This is a genomic window from Sphingobium sp. BHU LFT2 (assembly GCF_018604485.1).
GTDB lineage: Bacteria > Pseudomonadota > Alphaproteobacteria > Sphingomonadales > Sphingomonadaceae > Sphingobium > Sphingobium yanoikuyae_A.
Genome location: NZ_JAFCGW010000004.1, coordinates 107,901 through 122,836 on the forward strand (window position 1 = coordinate 107,901; position 14,936 = coordinate 122,836).

Sequence of the window (14,936 nt, forward strand, 5' to 3'; positions counted from 1 at the left end):
AAGAACGGGCCAGAGGATAGGCCAGAGAACAGGGAGCACGGTCATGTCGGATAGCAACCCGGTTTCCACCCCGCCCGGCATCGCCGATCGGGCCAAGGCGATCATCCTGCGCCCCAGGGACGAATGGCCGCTGATCGAGGCCGAACCGGCGAGCATCGGCAGCATCTATACCGGCTATGCCATGATCCTGGCGGCGATCCCGCCGCTCGCGACCCTGATCGGCGGACAGGTCTTTGGCCATGGCCTGTTCGGCATTACCTGGCGCCCGCCGTTGATCGGCGCGATCGGCATGGCGATCGCCAATTATGTCCTGTCGCTGATCGGCCTCGCCGTGCTGGCGATCATCATCAACTTCCTCGCCCCCAGCTTCGGCGGCCAGCGCGACAAGCTCAAGGCGTTCAAGATTTCCGCCTATTCGGCGACCGCCGGCTGGCTGGCCGGCATCTTCTCGCTGCTGCCGGGCCTTGGCATGCTCGGCCTGCTCGGACTTTACAGCCTCTACCTCCTCTATCTCGGCCTGCCGCGCCTGATGAAGGTGCCAGAGCAGAAGGCGCTCCCCTACACCATCGTCACCATGGTCGCGGGCGCGCTGCTCTTCATCCTCGCCAGCCTGCTCGCCATGCCGTTCAGCGGCCTGTCCGGCAGCCATGCCGGGCCGGACGAGATCGGCGGTGAGATCACCGTGCCGGGCATCGGCAAGATCGACGTCGACAAGATGGACGCCGCCACCAAGCAGATGGAACAGGCCGCCAAGCGGATGGAGGAAGCGACCAAGAACGGCCGTTCCGCAGCGATCGCGCCCGATGTGCTGCAGGCGCTGCTGCCCGAGACGATCGGCCGCTTCACCCGCACCGAGATTGAGAGCAGCGGCATGTCCGCGGGTGCCCATGCCTCCGCCCGCTACCGTGCCGGCGACGACGAGATCGAGTTGGAGGTGAACGACATCGCGGTGGCCGGCGCCTTTGCCGGGATCGGCGCGGCGCTCAATGTCCAGTCGAACCGCCAGACCGCCAGCGGCTATGAGCGCACCCAGACGATCGACGGCCGCATCGTCACCGAGGAATGGGACAAGGACAGCCGCCACGGCAAATATGCCACCACGCTGGCCGACCGCTTCATGGTCGAGGCGGAGGGCACCGTCGCCGATATCGGGGAGTTGAAGGCCGCAGTGAACGCGCTCGATCTCGACCGACTGAGCGCGCTCGCCGCAAAATAGGCAATGTCATGAGGTCGCCCGCGTAACGAATTGCCAAGCTATCGGGCCTAGGTTAGGCGCCACCATGCGTTTATCCACGATCACCAACTGGGCCTATGGGGCCACCGTCCTGCTCACTCTGGCGTCGGGCACGACGATGTTGTTCGCGTCCGGCGCAGAACAGCGCGAGCGCGCTGCTGTCGCCCAGCGCGCCAGTTTCGACCAGTTGACCTCCACCCTGGAGGAGGATGTCTATCGCCTCACCGAACAGGCGCGGGGCTATGTGATTTCGGGCGATCCCAGCCATCTGGTCGTCTATCGGCGCGAGAAGGAAGCGCTGCGTTCCGTCGAGGATCGCATCCAGCATCTGAAGGATGCCGGCGCCAACGAGAATGAACTGAACGCGCTGCGCCAGGCGATCCAGTGGGCCGACGCCCTGTCGGACGAGCAGGATGTCGCGATCAAGGCAGCGCAGGCGGGCGATGACAAGACCGCCCGCACCATCCTCTTCGGCGACGAATATGGCCGCGAACTGGACCGGGTGGCGGCGCAGGTCGGCCGCTTCCAATATATGCTGGACCATCGCACCGACACGGCGGTGCAGGGCGCGACCGATACCGCGCGCCAGTGGCGGACCATGTCGGAAATCATGCTGGGCGTCACCGCCCTGCTGTTCCTGTGCGTCCTCTATTTCGTGCTGAAGCAGCGCATCCTGCATCCCGTCGTGCGGCTGAGCGATGTCGTCACCCGTCTTGCCGCGCAGGATTTTGCCGCGATCCCGCCCGATTTCCCGCAGGTGGACGAGATTGGCGACATGGCGCAGGCAATCCGTATTTTCCGTGAAAATGGCCTGGAGCGGCAGCGGCTGGAGCAGGAGCGCGATGTCGATCGCACCATGCGCGACCTGCTGTCGCGCATGACCCAGCGCCTGCAGGGCTGCGACAGCACCGCCGATCTGGTCGAGGTGGTGCGCCGCTTCACCCCGGAAATCACGCCCGATTTCCCCGGCCGCCTCTATATCCACGACATTCGCCGCAACATGATGCTGCAGGCCTGCGACTGGCTCGATCCCAAACAGTCGCGCAATGATTTCCCGGCCTCGGCCTGCTGGGCGCTGCGGCGCGGCCAGGTCCACAAGCCGCGCGGCGGCATGGTCGACATTGCCTGCGAGCATCTGGAAGGCGAAACCGCCGTCCCGACCATCTGCATCCCGCTGGCGGCGCAGGGGGAAAGCATCGGCCTGCTCTATTTCGAACAGACCCGCGAGATGGATGCCGAACATCTCGACCGGGCGGAAAAATATCTGGAAATGCTGGCGGAGAATATCGGCCTGGCGCTCGCCAATCTGCGCCTGCGCGACGCGCTGCGTGAAATGGCGATGGCGGACGCGCTGACCGGCCTGCCCAACCGTCGCCATTTCGACGCCATGTTCGAGGCGCTGGTGGACGAGGCGGAACGCAACCATGCCCCGCTCGCCTGCCTGATGGTCGACATCGACCATTTCAAGCGGTTCAACGACAGCTATGGCCATGACGCCGGCGACGCGGTGCTGCGCGCGGTCGGCGCGGTGCTGGGCGACTCACTGCGCGAACAGGGCTTTGCCTTCCGCCTGGGCGGAGAGGAATTTGTCCTCCTGATGCCCGGCTTCACGCTGGAGCAGGCGCTCGCCCGATCCGCCCAGATCCAGCAGCGCATCCGCGACCTGCGGGTCGAGCATCGCGGTCAGGAACTGGGGCCGATCACCGCCTCCTTTGGCCTGGCCGCCTGGCCCGACCATGGCGCCGCCGTCCGACTGGTCACCACCGCCGACGCCGCGCTGCTGCGTGCCAAGGGCGAGGGCCGCGACCAGATCATGGTCGCGACCGCGCGCGAGGGGCTGTTACCGGGCTGACGCCTCTTCCAGCCGCCCTTCGTGCAGGCGGACCACCCGGTCCATCTTTTCCGCCAGCCGCTCATTATGAGTGGCGACCAAAGCCGCCGATCCTTCGCCGCGCACCAGGCGCAGGAATTCGGCCAGCACCACGTCGGCGGTGCGCTCGTCCAGATTGCCGGTCGGCTCGTCCGCCAGCACCAGCGCCGGGCGATTGGCCAGCGCGCGGGCGACCGCGACGCGCTGCTGCTCGCCGCCCGACAACTGGCTCGGCCGATGGTCGAGCCGATGCCCCAGCCCCAGTGCCGTCAGCAGCGATTCCGCGCGGGTCCGCGCCGCGTCCATGGTCGCGTCCTTGATCACCTGCGGCAGCACCACATTCTCGGTCGCGTTGAAATCGGGCAACAGGTGGTGGAACTGATAGACGAAGCCCAGCGCATCGCGGCGCAGGCGCGTGCGCCCGTCATTGTCCAGCTTCGCGGCCTCCTCCCCAGCGATGCGGATCGATCCGTCGAACCCGCCTTCCAGCAGGCCGACCGCCTGCAACAGCGTCGACTTGCCCGAGCCCGAGGGGCCGAGCAGCGCGACGATCTCGCCCGGCCCGACCGTCAGGTCGACGCCGCGCAGCACGTCGATCGTGACCCCGCCCTGGGTGAAGCTGCGGGAAAGGCCGCTGACCTTGAGGACATCATTCATAGCGCAGCACCTGGACAGGATCGGTATTGGCGGCCTTGAAGGCCGGATAGAGGGTAGCGAGGAAGCTGAAGACCAGCGCCATCAGACAGATGATCACGATCTCGACCGGATCGGGCTTGGACGGCAATTCTGTCAGGAATCGGATCGAGGGATCCCACAGATTCTGCCCTGTCACGAACTGGATCACATTTACCACGCTCTGGCGGAAGAAGAGGAAGGTGAAGCCCAAAATCATGCCGGCGACCATGCCCAGCGTGCCGATGGTCACGCCGACGGTCATGAAGATCTTCACCAGTCCGCTCCGGCTCGCGCCCATGGTGCGCAGGATCGCGATGTCGCGCGTCTTGGCGCGCACCAGCATGATCAGCGAGGAGAGGATGTTGAACACCGCGACCAGCACGATGATCGACAGCACGACGAACATCGCCACCCGCTCGACCGCCAGCGCCTCGAACAGGCTGGCATTCATCTGGCGCCAGTCCTGCACCACGGCGCGACCGGCAACTTTCGCCGCCAGCGGCTCCAGGATCGCCCCGACCTTGTCGGCATTGACGGTCTCGACCTCGATCATGCTGACGACATCGCCCAGCAGCAGCAGCGTCTGCGCATCCTCGATCGGCATGACCACGAAGGCCTTGTCATAATCATAGACGCCGACCTCGAAGATCGCCGCCACCTGATAGGAAATCTGGCGGGGAACGGTGCCGAACGGCGTAGCGCGTCCCGCCGGGTTCATGATGCTGATATAGTCGCCGACCTGGATGCCCAGATTTTCCGCCAGGCGGACACCAATGCCGACCTTCTCGCTATTGGCGGTCAGCGCATTGAGGTCACCGGCGACGATCTTGCCCTTGAGCGTCGTGTTGCTGCGGATGTCGGGCACGGTCATGCCGCGCACCAGCACGCCTTCCACCCGTCCCTGATAGCTGCCGAGCAGGGGCTGCTCGATCAGCGGGGTCGCGCTGGTGACGCCCGGCGTCGCCTTCGCTTCCTTCAGCACATCGCGCCAGTCGGGCAGGCGCCCGCCATAGCCCTGCACCACGGCATGGCCGTTGAGGCCGACAATCTTGTCGAACAGCTCCGCGCGGAACCCGTTCATGACACTCATGACGATGATGAGCGCGGCGACTCCGAGCATGACCGCGGCCAGACTGATGCCGGCGACGAGGAAGATGAAGCCTTCCCCCTTGCCCGGCAGCAAATAGCGCTTGGCGATCATGCGTTCGTAGCGGGATAGAATCATGGTGGCGCGAATGGCCCTTCTGGTAGTGACGCGGCCGGTCTAGCAGGCTGAGCCTTAACGGCAAGGATTGCGGAATTGTTGCACGCGGGACACAGGCCGATACAGAAAATCACAGAGCCCGGATTTTGCCCGTGACAGCAGGCTGCGCCAGTCATAGCAAGGCTCCCGAGGCACAGGCAAAAGGCCGTGGTTCAGGGATACTGCTTCCCACTTCAAGCTTAGGGGGCTGAGAAGTCGGTAGAGGCAGGCCAAGGGGGAGACGAGCAATCGTCCATTAAGTGCCCGGATCGCGAAAGCGGCCCGGGCACTTTTTTGTTCGGCGACTCTTGGGCGCCCTTCCCGCTTAACTTCGCACATTTCCCGCACATCTTGGCATTTTCGGATTCAAGACGGAAATTTTGTTACGCTTCCGACCATTTTCCGTGCCCTCTTCTCGCCAGTCTATCGCCTGCGGGCACTGTAGGACAGGCGGCGCGATGCTTCGCCCTGCCCCCTCTTGAACAACACAAAGAGCCAACCATATCAATCCCGTCCGGCCGCCACATGGGGCCGGGCGCAAGCATAGGCCGGACGCCGAAGACCGGGTCCGGCAGGATCATTTTGCTCTGTTGGAGATTATGAGCATGCGTGGTTTCGACCTTACCCCCTATCGCCGCTCGACCGTCGGCTTCGATCGTCTGTTCGACCTGATCGAAAATAATGCCCGTCTGGCGCAGGGCGACAATTACCCGCCCTTCAACATCGAACGCCTGGCCGAGGACCGCTATCGCGTCACCCTGGCCGTCGCCGGCTTCCGTCCCGAGGAAATCGACATCACCGCCCAGCAGAACCTGCTCCAGGTGATCGGCCGCAAGGATGAGACTAATGCCGACCGTTCCAAGTTCCTGCATGTCGGCATCGCCAATCGCAGCTTCGAACGCCGCTTCGAACTGGCCGATTTCGTCCGCGTCGAAAAGGCGGACCTGGCCGATGGCCTGCTGGTGATTGAACTGGTGCGCGAAGTGCCCGAAGCGATGAAGCCCAAGAAGATCGCCGTGAATGGCGGCCATCTGGTCGACATCAACAAGGATCGCGACGCCGCCTGATCCGGCCACCCGAAACAAGCACAGGGCGCGACCGCAAGGTTGCGCCCTTCTTGCTGCCCGCTGGTCAGCGCACCTGCTGCGGCGGTGGCATCGGTATCGCGCTGATCGCGACATTGCCGAACATTACCAGCCCCGCGACGATCATCAGCGCCCCGCGCTTGCGGTCGCCGCGCTTCACGATCGCGTAAATTCCCCCGCCGGTCAGCAGGATACCCGCCAGCATCAATATCGAAAGGATCATGCCCGCCATGGGCCAGTCCATAGGCGCCTAGCTGGACTGTGGCAATTGGCGGCCCATGCCCCTATGAGGCGCGCAGAAACGAATCACCCCAAGCCGCAGGGGAACGCACCCATGAAAATCGCCATCGCTTCCGATCATGCCGCCGTCGACCTGAAGGCCGAACTTGCGCAATGGTTGCGCTACGAGGGCCATGAGGTCGCCGACCTCGGCCCAGCCACCGCCGACCGCGTCGATTATCCCGATTTTGGTTACAAGCTCGCGACCGCCGTCGCATCGGGCGAAGCGGAACGCGGCATCGCGCTCTGCGGTTCGGGCATCGGCATCTCGATCGCCGTCAATCGCAACCCGGCCTGCCGCTGCGCCCTGGTCGGCGAACCCCTGTCGGCCGCGCTGTCGCGCGAGCATAATGACGCCAATGTCCTGGCCATGGGTGCGCGCCTGACCGGCGTCGACATGGCCAAGGCCTGCGTCACCGCCTTCCTCACCACCGAGTTCGGCGGTGGCCGCCATGCCGGCCGCGTCGAGAAACTGTCCCAGCCCGCGCTCTGAAAGGACTTGAGATGAGCACCGAAACCCTCACCCAGCCCACCCTGTCGGACATTCGTTCGGAAGGCTATTTCACCGCAGGCCTGGCCGCTGCCGATCCGGCCGTGTTCGCCGGCGTCGCCCAGGAACTGAAGCGCGAGCAGACCCAGATCGAGCTGATCGCCTCGGAAAATATCGTGTCGCAGGCCGTGCTCGAAGCGCAGGGCAGCGTCTTCACCAACAAGTACGCCGAAGGTTATCCGGGCAAGCGCTATTATCAGGGCTGCGCCCCGTCGGACGTGGTGGAACAGCTCGCCATCGACCGCGCGAAGCAACTGTTCGGCTGCCAGTTCGCCAACGTCCAGCCCCATTCGGGCGCACAGGCCAATGGCGGCGTCATGCTGGCGCTGGTAAAGCCCGGCGAAACCATCATGGGCCTGTCGCTCGACGCCGGTGGTCACCTGACCCACGGTTCCAAGCCCAGCATGTCGGGCAAGTGGTTCAACGCCGTGCAATATGGCGTGCGCGAAGACACCCATCTGATCGACTATGACGCGGTTGAGGCCCAGGCGGTCGAATGCCAGCCCAAGCTGATCATCGCCGGCGGCAGCGCCTATCCGCGCCAGATCGACTTCGCCCGCTTCCGCGCGATCGCGGACAAGGTCGGCGCGCTGTTCATGGTCGACATGGCCCATTTCGCCGGCCTGGTCGCCGGTGGCGCCCATCCCTCGCCCTTCGGCCATGCCCATGTCGTGACCACCACCACGCACAAGACGCTGCGCGGTCCGCGTGGCGGCATGATCATGACCGACGACGAAGCGATCGCGAAGAAGATCAATTCGGCGATCTTCCCCGGCCTTCAGGGTGGCCCGCTGATGCACGTGATCGCTGCCAAGGCTGTCGCTTTCGGCGAAGCGCTGCAGCCCGAATTCAAGACCTATGCCCAGGCGATCGTCACCAACGCCAAGGCGCTGGCCGGCAAGCTGGAGCAGCGCGGCCTGGCCGTGGTCTCGGGCGGCACCGACACTCACCTCGCCCTCATCGACCTGCGCCCCTATGGCATTTCGGGCAAGGATGCGGACGAGGCGCTGGAGCGCAGCTTCATCACCTGCAACAAGAATGGCGTGCCGGGCGATCCGCTGCCGCCGACCAAGACCAGCGGCATCCGCGTCGGCTCGCCGGCCGGCACCACCCGCGGCTTCGGCGTCGCCGAGTTCGAGGATATCGGTGACATGATCGCCGACGTTCTGGAAGGGCTGCGCGACAATGGCGAACATGGCGATGCCGCCGTCGAAGCCAGCGTCCGCGAGCGTGTCGCCGCGCTCTGCGCCCGCTTCCCCATCTATCAGGGGTAAGCCCGCTTGCGCTGCCCTTTCTGCGCCCATGAGGACAGCCAGGTGAAGGACAGCCGGCCGACGGAGGATGGCAATGCCATTCGCCGTCGCCGGCAGTGCGAAGCCTGCGGCGCGCGCTTCACCACCTTCGAGCGCATCCAGTTGCGCGACATCTGGGTGGTGAAGAGCGAAGGCCGCAAGGAAGCGTTCGAGCGCGACAAGCTGGCCCGCTCCATCGGCATCGCCTGCCGCAAGCGGCCGATCGACCCGAGCCGGATCGAGAAGCTGATTTCGGGCATCCAGCGCCAGCTGGAAACCAGCGGCGAAAGCGAGATCCCGGCGCGATCGATCGGCGAGATGGTGATGGAGGGGCTGAAACGCCTCGACAGCGTCGCCTATATCCGCTTCGCCAGCGTCTACAAGGACTTCACCGACGCCCGCGACTTCGAGGATTTCGCGAGCACGGTGAAGGAGGTCGGGAGTGAGTGAGACGGAAGGCGCTATAATCTTCCGTTCGGCCTGAGCGAAGTCGAAGGCCCCAACCGAGCGAAGCGAGGGCGAGGAGACGGCATGGCGTTCTATTCCTATATCCTGCGATGCGCGGACGGCTCCTATTATACGGGCCACACCGACGATCTCGACGCCCGCTTCGCCGCCCATCAATCGGGCATCATCAAGGGCTACACATCGGAACGGCTGCCGGTCGAACTGATGTGGTCCGCCGAATTCCCGACCCGCGCCGAGGCGCTGGCCAGCGAGTTGCAGATCAAGGGCTGGTCGCGCAAGAAGAAGGAGGCCTTGATCGCGGAAGACTGGCAGAAGCTCAAGGCGGCTTCCGTCTCACCCACTTCGCCTTCGCTCAGTGACGCCCTTCGACTTCGCTCAGGGCGAACGGAAGTGGAGGCAGACGAGAAAATTGGTTCCATGAATATAGACACCTCCCCCCTCCCCCCCGTCATCGTCCTGGTTCGCCCGCAACTGGGCGAGAATATCGGCAAGGCGGCGCGGGCGATGCTGAATTTCGGGCTGACCGAGATGCGGCTCGTCTCCCCGCGCGCCGGCTGGCCCAATCCCGATGCCGGCCCGGCGGCGGCTGGCGCGGACTTCATCCTGGACAAGGCGCAGGTCTATGAGACGCTGGCCGATGCGGTCGCCGACTGCGCCCATGTCTATGCCACCACCGTGCGCAAGCGCGGCGTCACCAAGCCGGTGGTCACGCCCGAGGAAGCCGCGCAGGAAATCCATGCCGCACAGGGCCGCTGCGCCTATGTGTTCGGGCCGGAACGCTCGGGGCTGGAGACCGAGGATGTCGCGCTCGCCCGCAAGATCCTGACCGTGCCGATCAATCCGGAATTCGGCTCGCTGAACCTCGCCCAGGCGGTGATCCTGTGCGCCTATGAATGGTCCAAGCAGGCCAATTTGGCGCAGCCGACCGTGACCGAACTGGGCGAGCCCGCACCGCAGGAGGAGCTGGAAGGCATGATCCTGCAGCTCAACACGCTGCTGGAGAAGGTCGGCTATTTCTTCCCGCCCGACCGCGCACCCGCAACCAAGCTGACGCTGCGCAACCTGCTTACCAAGCCGGGCTGGAACCATCTGGAGGTGCGCACGCTCCGCGGCGTGCTGTCGCACCTCAACCGACCGCGCGAGCGTTAACCCCGCGTGCGGTCATATTCCGCCATTTCATAGGCGATCGAGGCTTCGACCAGTTGCTCCCACAGGTCCGCGATCAGGTCGCCGGGCGCGCCCAGCCGCTCGGCTTCCGCGCGTACATTGTCGATCACCTGGCGCTTGCGTGCCTCGTCGCGCACGGCACCGCGATCCGGCTTGATCCGGGCGGCGGCGCGCATATGGGCAAAACGCTGGTCAAGCAGGGCGACGAGCTGGCGGTCGAGGGCGTCGACACCGGCGCGCACCTCGGTCATGCTGGTATAGTCTTCGGGCTTCATGGCCGCCGGATTAGGCCGCGCTCCGCCGGCTGTCGAGGCCCCAGTGGCGACAGATGTCTGGGCTTGACATAATATCCGACCTTCTCCATAGGCGCGCCTTCGCGATTGGCCCCGCATCCCGGTGAAGCGGCGGCCCTGTCCCTGAAATATGGAAACAGGCGATGACCGGGAAGCCTTCGTCCTCCGCAATGCGCGGACCTCGGTTCATCGGATCCGGAGGGCGGATAACGTAGTATGCAGTTGTAAGGAATTAGGTATGTCGAAGCGCTCTAGCGCCAAGTACAAGCTCGACCGTCGCATGGGCGAGAACATCTGGGGTCGTCCGAAGAGCCCGGTCAACAAGCGCGAATATGGCCCCGGTCAGCACGGCCAGCGCCGCAAGGGCAAGATGTCGGACTATGGCATCCAGCTGCGCGCCAAGCAGAAGCTGAAGGGCTATTACGGCGACATCACCGAGAAGCAGTTCAAGAAGAACTATTTCGAAGCCAGCCGCATGAAGGGCGACACCGGCCAGAACCTGATCGGTCTGCTGGAGCGCCGTCTGGACGCCGTCGTGTACCGCGCCAAGTTCGCGCCGACCATCTTCTCGGCGCGCCAGATCGTTTCGCACGGCCACATCTATGTGAACGGCGTGAAGTGCAACATCGCCTCGCGTCTGGTGAAGCCGGGCGACGAAATCACCCTGGGCAAGAAGGCTCAGGAAATGGCGCTGGTTCTCGAAGCGCAGAGCCTGCCCGAGCGTGACATCCCCGACTATGTCGCCCCCGACGGCGCCACCAAGGTCACCTATGTCCGCGTTCCGACGCTGGACGAAGTGCCCTACCCGGTGAAGATGGAACCGAATCTGGTCGTCGAATTCTATTCGCGCTAATCGGTCCTTCCGGACAGAATTTGGAAAAGGGCGGCCCCGCAAGGGACCGCCCTTTTTCTTTGGCCTTTTTCCTTGGCCGTTGCCTCGCATGGCCACAGGACAAAAAAAGGGGAGGCTCGAAGCCTCCCCTTTCCTTTTCCTATTTCCCCGCCTGCAGCAGGAAGTCCGCACTCTGCTGGAGCATGTCGGCCCGTGCGTCGCTGTCGTCTAGGTCATGCGCCAGCCCATCATAGACCACCAGCCGACTACGCTTGCCCGCGCCCTCCAGCTTGGACTGCATGATCCTTGCCTGGGTGATGTCGACATTATTGTCGTCCGTGCCATGGAACATCAGCACCGGCGCCTGGAATTCGGCGGCATGATTGGCCGGCGATGCATTGGCCGCCTCGGGGCCCGTGCCCAGCATCTTGCGATCTTCCAGATAGGTTGCCGAATACCGGCTGCGCCGCAGCATATCGCTGATGTCGGTGACCGGCGCGATAGCCACCACCGCCTTGAACAGCCCGGGGTCGATCGCCTGCGCCTGCAGGGCCGCATAGCCGCCATAGGACCAGCCCAGAATGGTCAGTCGGGCGGGATCGGCAATCCCCTGCTGGACCAGCCAGCGTCCCGAATCTGCCACGTCGCCGACGGCCGCCTTCCACGAACGGAAGGCATTGCCCATCAACCAATTCTCACCAAAACCGAAAGAGCCCCGAAATTGCGGCTGGATCACGGCGAAGCCACGCGCCGCATAATATTGCACCAGCCAGTCGAAACCCCATTCGTCGCGCGATTCCGGTCCTCCATGGGCATGACTATCGCCGGCAGCCCCTTGGCGTCCTCCTTGCCCGGCGGCAGGGTCAGATAGGCGGGAATGACGGTTCCGTCCTGCGCCTTATACTGGATCGGCTTCATCGCCGCGAGCGCGTGTCCGGCCAGTTCCGGTCGATCGGGCATGATAGGCGACAATTTACGCGCAGCCTTGTCATACAGATAATATTGCCCCGGATCGACGTCGCTGCCGGCCCAGATCAGCGCTCTTTGCCCGTCGGCGCTGAGATCGCCAATATGGACGGACTTGCCGCCCAGCGCCTTGCCGAGCGATTTGACCATCGCCAGCACCGCCGGATCGAAATAGTCCGTATGGCGATAATCGTCGACATAGCTGACGCCGACGACGCGCTGGTCGCGCCCGGTCTTGACCAGACCAGCAACATCGACGTTCGGATTGGCATAGACCAGCGTCTTTTCCAGGCCGGGATCCAGTTGCACAGCCATCAGCGCAAAACGCCCGTCCTTGCGCTCGAAGCCATAGGCAATATTCTTGGCGGGATCGACCGCAACGGGCTTGAAGCCTGTTTCCGACTGCCAGTCATAGGTGGAAAGCTGGCGCCAGCCTCCTCCATCGGCACCACGGTACAGATATTTGAACTGGCTGGTGACATAACCGGTGTCCTTGCGGTCCCACAGCCCCATGACGCGCACATGGCCAAGCCCATCGGTAATGAAGTCAAAGGCATTCTTCTCGGGCGCCTCGACCCGCCGTGACGTTCCGGTGCGACTGTCGATCCGATCGACCCCCAGCCCTTCGGCCTTCTTCTCGATCAGGCTGCCAGCCTTGGCTTCAGGCACATAGGAACGCGTCATCAGGATCGCGCCGTCCTCGCCGGGCAGATAATCGAGCACCTCGCCGCCGCGCAGGTCATAGCCCAGAGCATTCTCGCCCCGCTTCTGGCTCAACCCCTTGATATTGCCGCCTTCCGCATCAACCGCCACGACATTGCTGGATGTGTAGACATTGTCGCCATAGCGTTGCGTGCTGAAAATGTTGCAGCTCAGGCGCGCTGGCCCGATCCAGTCGCAACTCGTCAGATATTCCGGCTTGCCACTGCCTGAAAGAACGATCTTGGGTTCCGCTCCCTCCTGCGCGTTCAGCACATGGACACGCGTCATTCGGCCCGGTCCGGCGGCGACCAGCGCAATCTTCTCGCCATCGGCGGACAGGCTGGCCGAAATCACCGTCTCGCGCGCGCCAAAGGCCTTGGCCAGCGCATCCGGCTCGGCATGGGCGATGGCCGACAGCGAACAGAAACCCATCAGCGCGCCCAGGCGCACCGTGCTTGCAACATAATTCATTCTGGAAAAACACTCCCCCCAAATTCCCCGGCCCAATTGCTAACCAAGTGCATCAATTGTGACAATCGGCATTTCTTGCCCTCGGCCCATCGCAGTGGCATCAGGCGCATTCCATAAAGACAAGGGTTCCTTCCATGCGCAGCTCCGTCGCGGCGATCGCCGCCGTTCTCGCCCTTTCCGCCCCCGCGCTGACGCCCGCCGTCGCGCTGGCCGCGCCCGCCGCCAAGAGCGACCCCGCCCCCTCGATCGACACGATGAAGCGGCTGGTGAAGGAGCTTTCGTCCGACGCCTATGAGGGCCGCGCGCCCGGCACCGTGGGCGAGGAAAAGACGCTGGCGCTGCTGACCGCCGAGTTCGAGAAGCTGGGCCTCAAACCCGGCAACAAGGGCAGTTGGTTCCAGGACGTGCCGCTGGTGGAGATCACCGCCAAGAATGTCTCGGCCTTGAGCTTCACCGGCGGCAAGGCCCCGGTCACCGCCGCCTATGGTCCGGAAATGGTGATCGGCACCTATCGCACCACCCAGCCCCGGATCGAGGTCAAGGACAGCCCGGTCGTGTTCGTCGGCTATGGCATCAACGCCCCGGAAAAGGGCTGGAACGACTATGCCGGCCTGGACGTGAAGGGCAAGACGGTGCTGATCCTGGTCAATGACCCGGATTATCAGACGCCGGGCCTGACCGGTCCGTTCAATGGCCGCGCCATGACCTATTATGGCCGCTGGACCTACAAGTTCGAGGAAGCCGCGCGCCAGGGCGCCGCCGCCGCGATCATCATCCACGACACCGAACCGGCCGCCTATGGCTGGAACGTCGTCCAGTCGAGCTGGACCGGGTCGCAGCATGTCGCAGACAATCCGGGCGGCAATGCCGACCAGTCGGCCGCGATCGGCTGGATCCAGAAGGACAAGGCCGCCGCGCTGTTCGCCGACGCGGGCCTCAACCTCGACCAGCAGATGGCCGCTGCCAAGCAGAAGGGCTTCAAGGCCGTGCCGCTGGGCACGATCAAGGCCAATGTCTCGTTCGACAATGACCTGCGCAAGCATGCGTCGAAAAATGTCGTCGCCCTGCTGCCGGGCAAGACCCGTCCCGACGAATATGTGCTCTACAGCGCCCATTGGGACCATCTGGGCCATTGCCAGGCGGCGCCCGACGGCGATGATATCTGCAACGGCGCGGTCGACAATGCCACCGGCACCGCCGCGCTGGTCGCCCTGGCCCAGGCCAATGTGAAGGCCGGCCCGTCGGACCGCAGCCAGGTGTTCCTGGCCGTCACCGGCGAGGAATCGGGCCTTCTGGGTTCGGCCTATTATGGCAACAACCCGGTCTTCCCGTTCAGCAAGACCGTCGGCGGCGTCAACATGGATGCCTTGAGCGTCGCGGGCCTCGCCAAGAATGTCGTCGTCATCGGCAAGGGCAAGTCGCAGCTCGACGCCTATCTCGACCGCGCGCTCGGTGCCCAAGGCCGCGTCGCCACGCTCGAACCGACCCCGGAAAAGGGCTATTATTACCGTTCCGACCATTTCAGCTTCGCCAAGCATGGCCTGCCGATGCTCTATTTCGAGGGCGGCGAGGATCTGGTGAAGGGCGGCACCGCCGCCGGCATGGCTGCGGCGGAGGATTATACCGAGCATCGCTATCATGGCCCCAAGGACGAATATGATCCCAATTGGGACTGGACCGGCGTCGCCGCCGACCTGAAGCTCTATTATGATGTCGGCCGGGCGCTCGCGAACACGACCGACTGGCCCAACTGGGTCGATGGCGGCGAATTCCGCGCCATCCGCGACAAGGACCGCGCGGGCAAATAAG

At 64.3% G+C, this 14,936-nt stretch carries 15 protein-coding genes; 9 read left to right on the forward strand and 6 right to left on the reverse strand.

Annotation, left to right across the window (positions count from 1 at the left end; all coding sequences use genetic code 11):
* The first annotated feature begins 43 nt into the window (after window positions 1-43).
* Both JQK15_RS09965 and JQK15_RS09970 read left to right on the forward strand, forming a co-directional pair.
* On the forward strand, window positions 44-1,216 hold the full coding sequence (locus tag JQK15_RS09965) for a Yip1 family protein (RefSeq protein ID WP_214865286.1): 1,173 nt from the start codon (window positions 44-46) through the stop codon (window positions 1,214-1,216).
* 64 nt (window positions 1,217-1,280) lie between these two features.
* Complete coding sequence (locus JQK15_RS09970) at window positions 1,281-3,086, forward strand: diguanylate cyclase (RefSeq protein WP_169861344.1); 1,806 nt, start codon at window positions 1,281-1,283, stop codon at window positions 3,084-3,086.
* Here JQK15_RS09970 and JQK15_RS09975 read toward each other — a convergent pair.
* The gene (locus JQK15_RS09975) at window positions 3,075-3,761 is read right to left on the reverse strand and encodes an ABC transporter ATP-binding protein (RefSeq protein WP_004211993.1); all 687 of its coding nucleotides are present in this window, start codon (window positions 3,759-3,761) and stop codon (window positions 3,075-3,077) included. The two genes, JQK15_RS09970 and JQK15_RS09975, sit on opposite strands and share 12 nt — an antisense overlap.
* Entirely contained in the window at window positions 3,754-5,004 is a 1,251-nt protein-coding gene (locus JQK15_RS09980) for a lipoprotein-releasing ABC transporter permease subunit (RefSeq protein ID WP_214865288.1), read from the reverse strand. Before JQK15_RS09980 ends, JQK15_RS09975 begins: the two co-directional genes overlap by 8 nt.
* Before the next feature lie 617 nt (window positions 5,005-5,621).
* Between JQK15_RS09980 and JQK15_RS09985 the strand changes: the two genes are divergently transcribed.
* Window positions 5,622-6,089: an Hsp20 family protein gene (locus JQK15_RS09985; protein WP_010337347.1), complete on the forward strand. Its 468-nt coding sequence runs from the start codon at window positions 5,622-5,624 to the stop codon at window positions 6,087-6,089.
* Window positions 6,090-6,153: 64 nt separating this feature from the next.
* On the opposite strand, the gene JQK15_RS09990 is transcribed toward JQK15_RS09985, so the two are convergent.
* Complete coding sequence (locus JQK15_RS09990) at window positions 6,154-6,339, reverse strand: hypothetical protein (RefSeq protein ID WP_125986656.1); 186 nt, start codon at window positions 6,337-6,339, stop codon at window positions 6,154-6,156.
* 102 nt (window positions 6,340-6,441) lie between these two features.
* Between JQK15_RS09990 and rpiB the strand changes: the two genes are divergently transcribed.
* The 4 genes from rpiB to JQK15_RS10010 all read left to right on the forward strand — a co-directional run bounded on the left by rpiB (window position 6,442) and on the right by JQK15_RS10010 (window position 9,845).
* Window positions 6,442-6,879: a ribose 5-phosphate isomerase B gene (gene rpiB, locus JQK15_RS09995; protein ID WP_214865290.1), complete on the forward strand. Its 438-nt coding sequence runs from the start codon at window positions 6,442-6,444 to the stop codon at window positions 6,877-6,879.
* A gap of 11 nt (window positions 6,880-6,890) precedes the next feature.
* Window positions 6,891-8,210: a serine hydroxymethyltransferase gene (glyA, locus tag JQK15_RS10000; protein ID WP_214865292.1), complete on the forward strand. Its 1,320-nt coding sequence runs from the start codon at window positions 6,891-6,893 to the stop codon at window positions 8,208-8,210.
* Window positions 8,211-8,216: 6 nt separating this feature from the next.
* Window positions 8,217-8,678, forward strand: a complete 462-nt coding sequence (gene nrdR, locus JQK15_RS10005; protein ID WP_010337343.1) for a transcriptional regulator NrdR — start codon at window positions 8,217-8,219, stop codon at window positions 8,676-8,678.
* 81 nt (window positions 8,679-8,759) lie between these two features.
* Window positions 8,760-9,845: a TrmJ/YjtD family RNA methyltransferase gene (locus JQK15_RS10010; protein ID WP_214865294.1), complete on the forward strand. Its 1,086-nt coding sequence runs from the start codon at window positions 8,760-8,762 to the stop codon at window positions 9,843-9,845.
* Here the strand turns inward: JQK15_RS10010 and JQK15_RS10015 are convergent.
* Window positions 9,842-10,138, reverse strand: a complete 297-nt coding sequence (locus tag JQK15_RS10015) for a chorismate mutase (protein ID WP_214865296.1) — start codon at window positions 10,136-10,138, stop codon at window positions 9,842-9,844. The two genes, JQK15_RS10010 and JQK15_RS10015, sit on opposite strands and share 4 nt — an antisense overlap.
* Before the next feature lie 256 nt (window positions 10,139-10,394).
* On the opposite strand from JQK15_RS10015, the gene rpsD reads away from it, so the two are divergent.
* A complete protein-coding gene (gene rpsD, locus JQK15_RS10020) occupies window positions 10,395-11,009 on the forward strand; it encodes a 30S ribosomal protein S4 (protein WP_004211980.1) in 615 nt (204 codons plus the stop codon).
* A gap of 139 nt (window positions 11,010-11,148) precedes the next feature.
* On the opposite strand, the gene JQK15_RS27425 is transcribed toward rpsD, so the two are convergent.
* Together JQK15_RS27425 and JQK15_RS10025 are read right to left on the reverse strand one after the other, a co-directional pair.
* Window positions 11,149-11,754 carry an alpha/beta hydrolase family protein gene (locus tag JQK15_RS27425; protein ID WP_353047195.1) on the reverse strand — a complete coding sequence of 202 codons (606 nt, stop codon included), beginning with the start codon at window positions 11,752-11,754 and terminating at the stop codon, window positions 11,149-11,151.
* Window positions 11,721-13,127, reverse strand: a complete 1,407-nt coding sequence (locus JQK15_RS10025) for a hypothetical protein (protein WP_353047196.1) — start codon at window positions 13,125-13,127, stop codon at window positions 11,721-11,723. The genes JQK15_RS27425 and JQK15_RS10025 overlap by 34 nt, the downstream gene beginning before the upstream one ends.
* Before the next feature lie 134 nt (window positions 13,128-13,261).
* On the opposite strand from JQK15_RS10025, the gene JQK15_RS10030 reads away from it, so the two are divergent.
* The gene (locus JQK15_RS10030; RefSeq protein WP_214865297.1) at window positions 13,262-14,935 is read left to right on the forward strand and encodes a M28 family peptidase; all 1,674 of its coding nucleotides are present in this window, start codon (window positions 13,262-13,264) and stop codon (window positions 14,933-14,935) included.
* Window position 14,936 lies beyond the last annotated feature (1 nt).

What these genes read in the sequence shown, in the direction of transcription:
- JQK15_RS09965 (WP_214865286.1), top strand. Translation starts at nt 44, where the DNA reads ATGTCGGATAGCAACCCGGTTTCCACCCCGCCCGGCATCGCCGATCGG.
- JQK15_RS09970 (WP_169861344.1), top strand. Translation starts at nt 1,281, where the DNA reads ATGCGTTTATCCACGATCACCAACTGGGCCTATGGGGCCACCGTCCTG.
- JQK15_RS09975 (WP_004211993.1), bottom strand. Translation starts at nt 3,761, where the DNA reads ATGAATGATGTCCTCAAGGTCAGCGGCCTTTCCCGCAGCTTCACCCAG.
- JQK15_RS09980 (WP_214865288.1), bottom strand. Translation starts at nt 5,004, where the DNA reads ATGATTCTATCCCGCTACGAACGCATGATCGCCAAGCGCTATTTGCTG.
- JQK15_RS09985 (WP_010337347.1), top strand. Translation starts at nt 5,622, where the DNA reads ATGAGCATGCGTGGTTTCGACCTTACCCCCTATCGCCGCTCGACCGTC.
- JQK15_RS09990 (WP_125986656.1), bottom strand. Translation starts at nt 6,339, where the DNA reads ATGGCGGGCATGATCCTTTCGATATTGATGCTGGCGGGTATCCTGCTG.
- rpiB (WP_214865290.1), top strand. Translation starts at nt 6,442, where the DNA reads ATGAAAATCGCCATCGCTTCCGATCATGCCGCCGTCGACCTGAAGGCC.
- glyA (WP_214865292.1), top strand. Translation starts at nt 6,891, where the DNA reads ATGAGCACCGAAACCCTCACCCAGCCCACCCTGTCGGACATTCGTTCG.
- JQK15_RS10010 (WP_214865294.1), top strand. Translation starts at nt 8,760, where the DNA reads ATGGCGTTCTATTCCTATATCCTGCGATGCGCGGACGGCTCCTATTAT.
- JQK15_RS10015 (WP_214865296.1), bottom strand. Translation starts at nt 10,138, where the DNA reads ATGAAGCCCGAAGACTATACCAGCATGACCGAGGTGCGCGCCGGTGTC.
- rpsD (WP_004211980.1), top strand. Translation starts at nt 10,395, where the DNA reads ATGTCGAAGCGCTCTAGCGCCAAGTACAAGCTCGACCGTCGCATGGGC.
- JQK15_RS10025 (WP_353047196.1), bottom strand. Translation starts at nt 13,127, where the DNA reads ATGAATTATGTTGCAAGCACGGTGCGCCTGGGCGCGCTGATGGGTTTC.
- JQK15_RS10030 (WP_214865297.1), top strand. Translation starts at nt 13,262, where the DNA reads ATGCGCAGCTCCGTCGCGGCGATCGCCGCCGTTCTCGCCCTTTCCGCC.